This window comes from Allobosea sp. P1_A7 (assembly GCF_056406775.1).
Map to the genome: position 1 here is coordinate 1 of NZ_JBFTZN010000186.1, position 11,650 is coordinate 11,650.

The following is an 11,650-nucleotide window of genomic DNA, read 5'->3' on the forward strand; positions in this document are numbered from 1 at the left end:
CTGCAGATCCGGGACGAGAAGGGCGGCATCGTCATAACAGGCCGGCTCGCGACCCAGGTCGCCAAGGACCCGCGCATCCATCTTGTCGGCTATGGCCCCTCGGCCTCGACGATCGGCGCCAACCGGGCGGGCGCTGCCGCGGCGCGCGAACTTGCGGGCTATCTCGGCCTCGTCAGCTAGCTGCTCGATTGCCGAAACCTGACCGTCGATCGGCWGTATACTGGYCTTCAAGTCCTCGACCTCGCCGAGCAGCGCGGCGCGCTTCCGAGGGCTTCGCCATCATCCGCTATGAGCCGTCGTCATCGGCTCTGGGTGCGAGCCATCCGCCCCGCAAGCCAAAGCGGCGTGAACCACGTCAGAAATCATGGTTGAGCTTCAGCTTGGCGATGTGGTGGGAGAAATTGGTCAGATCGACATTGCCGCCAACACCGGTGGCGCGACCGGCCACCTGGATACTCCAGGCACCGGAGAGTGCCCAATCTTTCGTGAAGGCCCAATAGAAGTTCGGCCCCGCGAACGTCGCCTGACCGAGGAGATGACCGAAGGCAAGGTTATCGTAACGCCGGAAATGGCTTGCCTCGGCACCGATGAAGAAACTGTCCGCAAGCTGATAGGTCAGCGCRCCGCCAATGCGAGCTATCGAGGTTCTGGCATAGCCGCCGCTTGGCGAGCCGAGGTCCTGATAGTTCCAGTCGTAGCTGACGTTGAGAGCCCCGTAGAGCTTGCCGGCGACCAGTTCCTTGTCGAGGAACACCGAGAAGACGCCGTCATAGACACTGCGCGATCGTCCGGTGAGCGTGTAGAACGCGCCATCGGTTGCCGCGCCCTGGAGCACGGCGTCGAAGGTCAGGCCGACGCCATTTGTATCGCGCCCGAGCAGCTTGTACTTCATCTCGATACCGCCGCCGACGGTGGAGCCGTTGGCCTTCGCACCGAACGTCTTCGAATTGGTCACCCCCGCAAAGGCGAAGGGATCGAGCTCGACACAGCGCCATGGCGAGTAGGTCGCCTGGACATTGAGGTTGTGCGACGCGAGTGGACCGCTGCGCGCTCCGAAAGAACCGCCATACGCTCCCGAGAGAGAAAACTGTCCGAGATCATTGACGTCACTTCCCGAATTGAAGCCGAAAACGTCGTTTGGCAGGCTGTTCTGCTCAAGGCAGGCGGCCGTTGCCGATGCAGGCGGAAGAGCCTTGCTCGGCTGCGGTTCGGCGGACAGGGCCGCACCGGCGAACGCAACGGCGATCGTGATCAGCACCGAGCGGGCCACAGGACCTCTCTTTCGATGGAGCCAAGTTCTTTGCGAGCGGCAGCTTGCATCCGACATTCTGCAATCAAGACCAAGCTTCGTCATCACGCCGCCATGCCCCCGTAACCGGTCGTTCCTACCACTTGTTGACCGTAGCGGCTAAGACCGCCTTGGCGCCTCTGTGTACCAAACGAACGTCAAACTGGATTGGGACCGAGGGGCAACGTCACGTGGGCCTGTGCCAACCGAGCTGGGACTGGGGGAGAGCACTATTGTCGTCGGTGCGCCTGTTGGCGCATGCGGCCGTGCCTGCGACAGGGTGTGCCCCGGCGCATGATCACCGACAAGCTAGGCATCTGTCGTAAAGGCGGATGCCGGATTTCGGGAAGATTAATGGCGTTCAGCCCTGTTTCATTTGGATCAGCTGGATGAGATTGCCGCAGGTGTCGTCCAGGACCGCCATCCGCACAGGTCCTGCATCCATCGGCTCCTGCGTGAACACGACCCCGYGCTCGCTAAGCCTTGCAAATTCTCCATTCAGATCCTGGACCTGGAACGAGGTTGCGGGAATGCCGTCCTTGACGAGAGCGTCCTTGTAGGGCTTGACCGCCGGATGCGCGCTGGGCTCCAGCAGCAGTTCCGTTCCCCCTGGTTCCTCCGGTGATACGACCGTCAGCCAACGGTAGTCGCCGACGGGAACATCGTTCTTCACGATGAAGCCAAGCGTGCCGGTATAGAAGTCCAGGGCCTTGGCCTGGTCGTCGACGAAGACGCTGCTCACATAGATTCGCATGATGAGTGCCTTAGAGCTGTTTCCTGAGAAATGGATTGTGGTCCACTCTCGCCCTGTTCCACATGTCGAGCTTTGTCCGGACAGGGGTCCGATCCCTTGTTGTCTCCCGTGTCCACCCGCAATTTAGAGGAATACAACCTGGACGGGAAGGGCGGAGGCGTCTCCAAGCGGCCGGTCTGTGTCGATCACATTCGGGTAACCGGCCGCTCAATCATCGTCGGGGCCTTGTGTCGATCAGGCCGGTTCATACCTTTTGAGAGAGCTATCCAGTTTCTGCCGGCCGGCGCACCGCCTCGATCTCAGCGCCGCGCCCTTTCAGGATGGAACGATGAGCATCGGCCCGATCTTGCACTCCGTCGTGGGCGTTCGCTCGTCCATTCCTGCCGATGCCTTCACGGCCTCCGCGCTGGGCACAAGGCGGGAAGGCAGCGGTGTCGTCATTCGCGACAATGGGCTGGTGCTGACCATCGGCTACCTGATTACCGAGGCCGAGGATGTCTGGCTGACGACGTGGACCGGTCGCGTGGTGCCCGCGCATGCGCTGGCCTATGATCAGGAGACCGGCTTTGGCCTGGTCCAGGCGCTTGAGCGGCTCGACCTGCCGGCGGTCGCGTTCGGCGCCGCCACTGATGCCGAAATCGGCGAGTCCGTCCTGCTTGCAGACGGCATCGGGCAAGTCGTGGAGGCCAATATCGTGGCCAAGCAGGAATTCGCCGGCTACTGGGAATATCTGCTGGACGAAGCCATCTTCACCGCCCCGGCGCACCCGTCCTGGGGTGGTGCGGCGCTGTTCGGACCGGATGGAAAGCTCCTGGGCATCGGCTCGCTGCACCTGCGGATGGGCCGGGCCGGCGAGATCTTTGACGTCAATATGATCGTGCCGATCGATCTGCTTCCGCCGATCCTCGACGATCTGCTCGCCCGGGGCCGGGTCGACAAGCCGCCACGCCCCTGGCTCGGCGCCTTCTCGGCCGAGAGCAATGGCAAGGTCGTGGTGATGAGCGTGGCCGAAGGCGGGCCGGCAGCCCAGGCGGGCCTGCGTCCCGGCGACATCATCTCGGATGTTCGCGATGGCGAGATCGACGGCCTGGCCGATTTCTATCGGAAGCTCTGGGCGAGCGGCCCGGCAGGCGCCGAGGTCCCGATCAGGGTCGTCCGCGACGGCCGCGAGACATGGCTTCGCATCCGGTCGGCCGACAGGGGCAGCTTTCTGAAGAAGCCGCATCTGCAGTGAGCGGCGAAGCGGGGCGGAGCAGACTCCGGGCCGAGCGCCGACGCGTACGGAATCCCGCCGCACTGCACCGTAAGGCTGGGAACCGGGCTGCGGCAGAGTTATACTTGAACGGCCGGAATAGGTTCCTGCCTGCCGGCCGAGGCCCCGGCATGATCCTGCCGGTTCTCAACTGATCCAGTTCGTCAGGCGGAGAGTCTTCGTATGGCAAATGGATTCCGGCCCCCGGCCTCGCCAGGCGAATTGGCGCCTGATTTTGTCCTCCCTACGGTCGACGGAAGCGGGATCGCGTCGCTCTCCGATTACCGCGAAAGGCATTCGGTGTTTCTTGCGCTGTTCGTGGGGCTGTGGTGCCCGTTCTGCCGGCGGGCGATCGCGCACATGGCGGCGACCGATCGCGAGCTCAAGGCCATCGGTGTGGAAACGCTTGGGATTGTGGCAACGCCGCTGGAGAACGCGCAGCTCTACTTCAAATTCCGCCCGAGCAACCTGCGCCTGGCGGTCGATCCGGAGCTCTCCACCCATCGCGCCTATGGTGTGCCGAAGCCGCCTGCGACCCCGGAGTTACTGGAGGCTTTTGCGACGCTGCGGATCAATCCGAATGATGAGTTCCCGCAGCCCGTGCCGATCAGGGAGGCCGCTGACAGGCTGACCAGGCTCGACGGCTATAGGGAGAGCCCGACCGACCACTCCGACATGGAGAAGCAATGGCCCCAGCTCAAGGGCCAGTTCCTGATCGATCCGCATGGAGTCATCCGCTGGGCGAACATCGAATGCGGCTCCGAAGGGCTCGCCGGTATCGGAAAATTCCCCTCGACGGCGGAAATCCTCGCTGCAGCGCGAGCCCTCTTTGCGTCCTGAACCAGGCAGCGGGCGGGCGCACTCGATGAAGAGCGGGAGGAGGAGCGGCGAACAGCGGTGATCACGCCTGTTCGCTCTGAACCGTAGCGGCCGGGCAGGCAACCTATCTCGGTAGCACCAGCGGGAACCGCTTCCTTTCGAGGCTTTTCTCACCAGGAGAGGATGACGAGCCGACAGAAGCGCCGTTATCAGCCCCGACGACGATCGGCTCCCCCTCCAATTCCTGCTTCCTTCCAGAAGCGCATGGCTGAGGCGATCATCGCCCCAGCCATGCATGTAGCTCCGGCGGCACCCCCTCGAAAAGCGTGGGCTGGCGGCCTGTCCTTGCCGGCGAACTGTGCTCTGATCGCATCCAGCCTGAGGACAGGGACGCAAGGACGACTGACGATGCATGGCCGCCGCCCCACGTTGTTTTCTCGCCACGGCATGGTTGCCGCGGCGCACCCGCTCGCCGCCCAGGCCGGCGCCAGGCTCCTGATCCAGGGAGGCAACGCTTTCGACGCGATTGCAGCAACCGCTGCCGCCCTGACCGTGGTCGAGCCCTTCATGTCGAGCCTGACCGGCATGGGCTCGGCGACGCTCTGGAGTGCCGCCGAGCAACGCGTCCGCGTGCTCGACTTCGTACCGCCGATCCAGGCGAGCTTCCCGGCCGAACGCTTCACCAAGCGGGCCGAACTGGAGCGCGGCCCGCATGCGGTCGCGGTTCCCGGCAATCTCGCGGGCTGGTGCGAGCTGGCGGCGCGCTATGGCAGGAAGCCCCTCCGTGAGATCCTGGCGCCGGCGATCGCGCTCGCCCGGGACGGATTCGCGCTCTCCGAATTCGGTGTGGAGGAGTTCAACGAGCAGGCGCCGCTCCTCGCGGCCTCGCCGGAGCTTTATCCCGCCTTCAGCGCCAATTACCTGCCGGATGGCGGACCGGTGAAGCTCGGCCAGGTACTGCGCCAGGCCGATCTCGCCGGCACATTCGCGGAGATCGCGGCCAAGGGACCGGACCATCTTTATCGCGGCGCGCTGGGCGAAAGGATCGTCGGACATCTGAGCGGGCTCGGCGGCAAGATGAACATGGCCGATCTCGCGGCCGTGCAACCGCGCTGGCGCGAGCCGCATGCCGTGAGCTATCGCGGCCTCGATATCCATGTTCCGCCGCCGCCCTGCGAGGCATTCCAGTTCCTGCTGAGCCTCAAGATCCTCGAAGGTTTCGATCTGGGAGGCCTGAGCAAGGATGGGCCGGAGCATCTCGACCTGGTCTATCGGGCCATCAGGCTCGCGGCCGGCCTCAGGATCGCCAGCAACAATCCCTCCGCCGAGATCCTGGCCGAGGTCTTCTCCGATGCCGCGATCGCGGGCCTGCGCCAGCGCATCGGCGACKGGGAGCCGATCGAAGGCCCGACCGAGCAATGGACGCCGCAGGACAAGGAGGATCCCGCCCATACCACCTCGTTCTCGGCCGCWGATGCCGAGGGCAATCTGGTCTGCATCACCAACAGCCTCGGCAGCCCCTTCGGCAGCGGCATCGTCGTGCCGGGCACCGGGCTCTGCCTCAACAATTTCCTGTACTGGGCCGATGTCCAGCCCGGCAGTCCGAACCGCTCGAAGCCGGGCGACGAATTGCCGATGTGCATGTCGCCCAGCATCACGACGCGCGCCGGAAAGCCGGTGCTCGCGCTCGGCACGCCCGGCAGCTACGGCATCATGCAGACCCAGACCCAGGCTATGGTGCAGCATCTCGATTTCGGCCTGCCGCTGCAGGAGGCGATCGAGGCGCCGCGGGCACGGCTCTGGGACGGGCGCTTCATCCAGGCCGAGAACCGTATCGCAGCCGGGACGATTGAAGAGCTGCGGCGGCGCGGCCACGAGATCGAGGCCTTTGATGCCGGCTGGACGATGCGATGCGGCGGCATGCAGGCCGTGGCGATCGACCCCGCAACCGGCGTGATGACCGGCGCAGCCGACCCGCGCCGCGATGGATATGTTGTGGCGGTTTGAGGCCGCCGGATGACGCGTGCCGGCCTTCGGGCCGGCGCGTCAGTTCGGCTTGAGGCGGCACTCATCGGGGAGGGCCGCAGAAATCTCTTGCGATCCAGGGGCACTATGCCGGATGCCATGATCGCTGTGGCGGCTTTGGCGCCTGGGAAGACATGTGATGACCCATTCGAACGACCAGATCACCGAGCCTTCTGCGGCGGATGACGCCTTTCGCCCGCATACCTCGCATTGGGGCGTGTTCTCGGCCCGCATGCAGGATGGCCGGCTCGAAGTCCGGCCCCACCCGGGCGATCCCGATCCGAACGAAATCATCCAGAACTTCCCGGCCGCCTTGCGCCATCGCGCGCGGATCGCACAGCCCATGGTCCGCCGCGGCTGGCTCGAGCGCGGCCCGGGGCCGGACGATCGGCGCGGACGCGACGAGTACCTGCCGATGTCCTGGGGGGCCGTGCTCGATCTGCTCGGGGGCGAGCTCGCGCGCATCCGCGACGATCACGGCCCGGGTGCGATCTTCGGTGGCTCCTATGGCTGGGCAAGCGCAGGGCGCTTCCACCACGCCCAGAGCCAGATCCACCGTTTCCTGAATACCTCGGTCGGCGGCTATGTCCGCTCGGTCAATAGCTATTCCTCGGGCGCGTCCTCGGTCCTGGTGCCCCATGTCATCGGCGACTACGAGGACCTGGTGAAGCGCAACGTCTCCTGGGAGCAGATCGCCGATCACAGCGAGATCGTGCTCGCCTTTGGCGGCATGGCCCTGAAGAACAGCATGGTGGCCGGCGGCAGCATCAGCAAGCATGTCGAGCGCGGCGCCATGGACCGGGCGAGGGCACGCGGTTGCCAGTTCGTGCTGGTCGGGCCGCTCCGGGGCGACCTGCCGGAGGAGGCAGGTGCGGAGTGGGTCTCCTCCAATCCCGGCAGCGACACGGCGTTGATGATGGCGCTGGTCCACACCCTCGTCGTCAATGGCCTGCATGATCGCGAATTCCTCGCGCGTTGCACGGTCGGCTGGCCGATCTTCGAGCGCTATCTCCTGGGCGAGACCGACGGCCAGCCCAAGGATGCGGCCTGGGCCGCGGCGATTGCCGGCGTTCCGGCCGATGCGATCACGGCGCTGGCGACACGGCTGCATGGCCGGCGCGCGCTGATCGTCGTCGCCCATGCGCTGCAGCGCGCCGAGCACGGCGAGCAGCCGGTCTGGATGGGCATGGTGCTGGCGGCTGCGCTCGGCCAGATCGGCCTGCCGGGCGGCGGTTATGGCTATGGGCTGGGCGCAATCGCCTATTACGGGCGGCGCTACAATGCCGTGCCGGTGCCGACCTTCGCGCAGGGTCGGAATGGGGTGTCCGACTTCATTCCGGTCGCCCGCATCGCCGACATGCTGCTGAACCCGGGGACCAGCTATCGCTATAACGGCCAGACCCGAACCTATCCCGAGATCAAGCTGGTCTACTGGGCCGGCGGCAATCCGTTCCACCACCATCAGGACCTGAACCGCCTGCGCCAGGCCTTCGCCCGGCTCGACACACTGGTCGTGCACGAGCTGGCCTGGACGGCGACGGCGCGCCATGCCGACATCGTGCTGCCCTGCACGATGACGCTGGAGCGCGAGGATATCGGCGGCAGTTCCAACGACCCGCGGCTCGTCCCGATGCAGCCCGTCGTCGAGCCCTATGGGGAAGCGCGCGACGACTACGCGATCTTCGCCGATCTCGCCGAGCGGCTCGGCACACGCCAGGCCTTCACCGAGGGCCGTACGGTGCGGCAATGGCTGGAGCATCTCTACGAGCCGACGCGCGTCGAACTCGCGGCCCAGGGCCTGCCGGCACCGAGCTTCCAGGAATTCTGGGCGGGCGAGGGTTTTGAGCTGCCACAACTGCCCGATGATGGCGGGCGCCTGCGGAAATTCCGCGAGGACCCCGCGGGGCATCCGCTGCCGACGCCGACCGGCAAGCTGGAGATCTATTCGGAGACGATCGCGAGCTTTGGCGAGGCGGATTGCCCGGGCCACCCGACCTGGCTCGGGCCGACCAATGTGCCGGACAAGGCCTCGCCCTATGTGCTGGTCGCGAACCAGCCGCGCACGCGGCTGCACAGCCAGTTCGACTTCGGCGGCCATAGCAGCGAGGCCAAGCACCGCGGCCGCGAGGTCGCCAGCATGCATCCCGCGGACGCGGCCGCGCGCGGCATCGCCGATGGCGACATCATTCGGATCTCGAACGAGCGGGGCGCCTGCCTTGCCGGCATACGCGTCACCGGTGGCATCCGCCAGGGCGTGATCCAGCTCCCGACCGGTGCCTGGTATGATCCCGCCGACCCGAGCGAGGACAAATCGCTCTGCGTCCACGGCAACCCCAATGTCCTGACCCGGGATGTCGGAACCTCGGCGCTGGCGCAGGGCTGCACGGGGCAGCTGACGACCGTCCAGGTCGAGCGTTTCGACGGCAATCTGCCGCCGATCCAGGCCTATGACCCGCCCGCGCGCCAGGTGATACCGACCTAGCATCCGAAGCGGCACAATGACCATTCCGGCGTTTGCGCCGCTCTTTTCTGGCGAACTGGCGGCCTATGGCGACCGTTTCGTCCTGGCGGCGGATGCGCCGGCCCCTTCGCCGGGCAGCGATCTCGGCGATGCCGCGCGGCTGGCCGAGTTGCTCGCGCTCTATTCCCAGCAATGCCCTGGAGGCGACCGCCGCGCGATCGCCTCGCTCTGGTCGAAACAGCATTTCGCCACGCTGCTGCCGCCTTATCTGGCGCTCGCGCTGATGGCGCAAAGGGCGGTCGATATCGACCTGGCCGCCATTGGCTGCACCTTCGGTCCCGATGGCGCGACACGCCACATCCACCTGCGCGGCATCGGGAGCAATGCGGCCCCGGCTGATGAAGGCCCGCGCTTCATGCCGCTGATCCAGGGACATATCGAGCCCATGGTCCTGGCGCTGTCGGCGGCTGCCGGCGTCTCGCGAAAAGTGCTCTGGAGCAATGCCGGCAACATGTTCGAATTCGTCGTGCGGCGCATCGAACGCGCCATGGGCGTCAATGACGCCGTCGCCGAGGCCTTGAGCTTTCTGGAGAGCGCACGCTTGCCGAATGGCAAGCCCAACCCGCTCTTCAAGCCCGTGTCCTATACCGATCCGGATGAGGGAAGCGGCCGGCGGCGCCGGATCTGCTGCATCCGCTATCTCGTTCCCGAGCGCAGCTATTGCTCGACCTGCCCGTTGCCGGCCGCAAGGGCGGTGCCTGAATAGCCGGCGCTTCAGCGCGCCCAGGCAGCGAATGTCGGCGCCATTGGACGTGGAAGCGCGAGGCCGTCTGTCGAACGCCGAGGCAGGGCTATGATTCAGCCGGCACCGCCGCCGGCTCTTGATCGTCGCGGCGTTGCTGGAGACGAAGTCCAAGAGTCCAGCAGAGCGCGGCCCAGACACTGCCGATGCACCATCCTGCCAGGACATCGCTGGGATAATGCACGCCGAGATAGATGCGGCTGAGGCCGACCGCCAAAGTCAGGATGATCGCAAGGGACATCAGATAGACCCTGACCCGCTTGTCGGTCGCCAGCTGGGATAGCAAGGCGCCAAGCGTCAGGAATGTCATCGCGGACAGTGTCGCATGCTCGCTCGGAAAGCTCGCGGTGAAGAYGATATAGGGCCCGTCGGGGCCCGGCCGGTCGAGCCAGAGCTGGAGCGCGGCGCTGACCACAGCTCCGCCCATTACGGTCACGCTCACGAGCTTCGCCGCATCCCGCCTGCCGATCAGGATGAGATAGCCGACCGTCGCAGCGAACAGAATGCCGAGAATGGCAAAGCTGCCCAATGCCGTGATATCGCGGCCCGCCTCCTTCAGCCATGCCGGGCCAAGCGGCTGCCCCAGATCACCGGCGCTTCTGAAAGCAGCCAGCACCGCCATGTCGAGGCGCGCGAGATCGCCTGCGATCATTTCGCCGGCAAGGAAGCACAGGCCAAGCACAGCGACGGCAAAGGCGGTCGGCGCCAGCCGCGAGGGCTGTACCCTGTTGCCGACCCGGCCAAAGGCGCGATGCGGGGCTTCCATCGGGCCAGAGTAACCCGGCGCTTTGCCGAGGAATAGCGGGATCTGCGCTCGGCCCCGCGCGGCGTATTCGTAGAACGGGATCGTCGTACCGGCCCTGCAAAAGGGGACCGCACGATCTATTGCGCTTCAAGCGCCCTGAGCAGCGTGCTGGCCATCGCTGGGGGCATCGCGACAATCTCCTGATAGAACGCGGTCGATATCGCGCAGTAATCGGCATGCTGCGCAGGCGCGACCGTCTCTGCAGCAAAAATCGCAATCCGGTCAGCGCCATAGCGACGGATCAGCGACTGCCGGACTTTGCTCAGCAAGACGTCCGAGACTGCTTCGGGAATCGGCGGATGCGGGCCGGAGGTCATGATCATTTGTTCCTGCAGCATCAGATCGCGCTGAGTGAGCTCATCGGAGAGCGCTCCCGCTGTGTTCACTTTGCCGCCACCAAAGGCAGCATATTGATAGCACAGCGTAGGATCCGAGCGCCCAAGCGCCCGATACTGATCGATCAGGAGATTCGCCTGATCGATCAGCACCTGATCGTCGGCCTTTGATCTGTGGACTGCCAACAATCGTGCCAGCACAGCCCTGTAGTCCGCGATGATCTGGTCCTCGGTGGCTCCGGCTGTGAACCCATCGGCGAAGACGCGCCTGATGCGCTCGTAGTCGTCAGGAAGGCGCGCCTGGATCGCTGCCAGAGCCGGCCAGCCCTTTCGGTACGGTGATAGCAGCTGGTCAGGCGTAGGGTTGGCACCATAGCCCGATATCGCAAACTCACTCCCAGTCGCTTGGTGCGTGACCGCGTTTGCGGCGACAAGCTCCTGGATGGTCGGCCGCCACATCTTGTCGCTGGGCACGGCGAGTCCGCGGTCGACAAAACTGGTGGACAGTCCAGCTTCAACATAGGCGGCCTTCCAGGCCAATACGGACGGAGCCAGATCCGCCGCTGTCATGCCGGGAAAGGCTGGGCCGTGATAGCCGAGGCCACCGGACCGGGGCGCCCATCGCTCGCGGCCGCCTGCAAAGATAAGCGTGCAGGCGGACTCGCACCGCGCGGAAACATAAGTGATCAGTCCGCGCGCCTCGATGTTCTGTCGCAGCTTCTCGGCCTCTCCGAGGCGCCCTCCAAAACTGTGCAGATGGACGACCTTGATCCGAGGCGAGGCCTTGATCACGCGCTCGAAATCCGCAGCCAGTCCGAATTTGATCCCGCCTGTGATCTCGATCTCCGTCCCATCTCGCATGACCCGCAAGGAATAGCCTGGAAGCCGAGGGTCGCCTCTCCAGGCCATGTCGTAGAGCTCGGCGAGCTGAGGCGCTGCCCCGTTGACCAGATCGCTCAGGAACCTGAGAACGCCGAGACCGAGACTGACCTTGGCGGCCCTGGACCAGAAAGCGCCCAGGCTCAAGGCCGCACGCCGCTCCGCGTGATGTGTCGCTGACCTCCAGGTGCCGACGACCTGCCAGACCGCGATGAGCGTCACGACAAGCC

The 11,650-nt window shown here is 65.5% G+C and carries 9 protein-coding genes and 1 pseudogene; 6 read left to right on the top strand and 4 right to left on the bottom strand.

All coding sequences use genetic code 11. The features are described 5' to 3' along the window. Positions 1-180, top strand: a pseudogene (locus AC1D34_RS25895) (pyridine nucleotide-disulfide oxidoreductase); the annotation flags it as partial. A 175-nt stretch (positions 181-355) separates the two neighbouring features. Here the strand turns inward: AC1D34_RS25895 and AC1D34_RS25900 are convergent. Continuing rightward, complete coding sequence (locus tag AC1D34_RS25900; RefSeq protein ID WP_441493714.1) at positions 356-1,270, bottom strand: hypothetical protein; 915 nt, start codon at positions 1,268-1,270, stop codon at positions 356-358. Positions 1,271-1,649: 379 nt separating this feature from the next. Beyond that, a complete protein-coding gene (locus AC1D34_RS25905; protein ID WP_476825728.1) occupies positions 1,650-2,042 on the bottom strand; it encodes a VOC family protein in 393 nt (130 codons plus the stop codon). 328 nt (positions 2,043-2,370) lie between these two features. Here AC1D34_RS25905 and AC1D34_RS25910 point away from each other — a divergent pair, with 328 nt between their 5' ends. From AC1D34_RS25910 to fhuF, 5 genes are all read left to right on the top strand, one after another. After that, entirely contained in the window at positions 2,371-3,276 is a 906-nt protein-coding gene (locus AC1D34_RS25910) for a S1C family serine protease (protein WP_476825729.1), read from the top strand. 201 nt (positions 3,277-3,477) lie between these two features. Then, a complete protein-coding gene (locus AC1D34_RS25915) occupies positions 3,478-4,134 on the top strand; it encodes a redoxin domain-containing protein (RefSeq protein WP_476825730.1) in 657 nt (218 codons plus the stop codon). Positions 4,135-4,521: 387 nt separating this feature from the next. Then, positions 4,522-6,120, top strand: coding sequence for a gamma-glutamyltransferase family protein (locus AC1D34_RS25920; RefSeq protein WP_476825731.1), 1,599 nt, complete (start codon positions 4,522-4,524; stop codon positions 6,118-6,120). 157 nt (positions 6,121-6,277) lie between these two features. Beyond that, positions 6,278-8,620 (top strand): molybdopterin-dependent oxidoreductase, encoded by a 2,343-nt coding sequence (locus AC1D34_RS25925; protein WP_476825732.1) that lies wholly within the window; start codon positions 6,278-6,280, stop codon positions 8,618-8,620. A gap of 16 nt (positions 8,621-8,636) precedes the next feature. Beyond that, complete coding sequence (fhuF, locus tag AC1D34_RS25930; protein ID WP_441508114.1) at positions 8,637-9,365, top strand: siderophore-iron reductase FhuF; 729 nt, start codon at positions 8,637-8,639, stop codon at positions 9,363-9,365. An 85-nt stretch (positions 9,366-9,450) separates the two neighbouring features. Here the strand turns inward: fhuF and AC1D34_RS25935 are convergent, their stop codons facing one another. Both AC1D34_RS25935 and AC1D34_RS25940 read right to left on the bottom strand, forming a co-directional pair. Continuing rightward, entirely contained in the window at positions 9,451-10,167 is a 717-nt protein-coding gene (locus tag AC1D34_RS25935) for a phosphatase PAP2 family protein (RefSeq protein WP_476825733.1), read from the bottom strand. Between the two features lie 116 nt (positions 10,168-10,283). Continuing rightward, on the bottom strand, positions 10,284-11,650 hold a 1,367-nt coding region (locus AC1D34_RS25940), incomplete at its 5' end, for a COG3904 family protein (RefSeq protein WP_476825734.1).

Excerpts from the sequence above, each read along its gene's own strand:
- AC1D34_RS25910 (WP_476825729.1), top strand. The coding sequence starts at position 2,371 with ATGAGCATCGGCCCGATCTTGCACTCCGTCGTGGGCGTTCGCTCGTCC.
- AC1D34_RS25915 (WP_476825730.1), top strand. The coding sequence starts at position 3,478 with ATGGCAAATGGATTCCGGCCCCCGGCCTCGCCAGGCGAATTGGCGCCT.
- AC1D34_RS25925 (WP_476825732.1), top strand. The coding sequence starts at position 6,278 with ATGACCCATTCGAACGACCAGATCACCGAGCCTTCTGCGGCGGATGAC.
- fhuF (WP_441508114.1), top strand. The coding sequence starts at position 8,637 with ATGACCATTCCGGCGTTTGCGCCGCTCTTTTCTGGCGAACTGGCGGCC.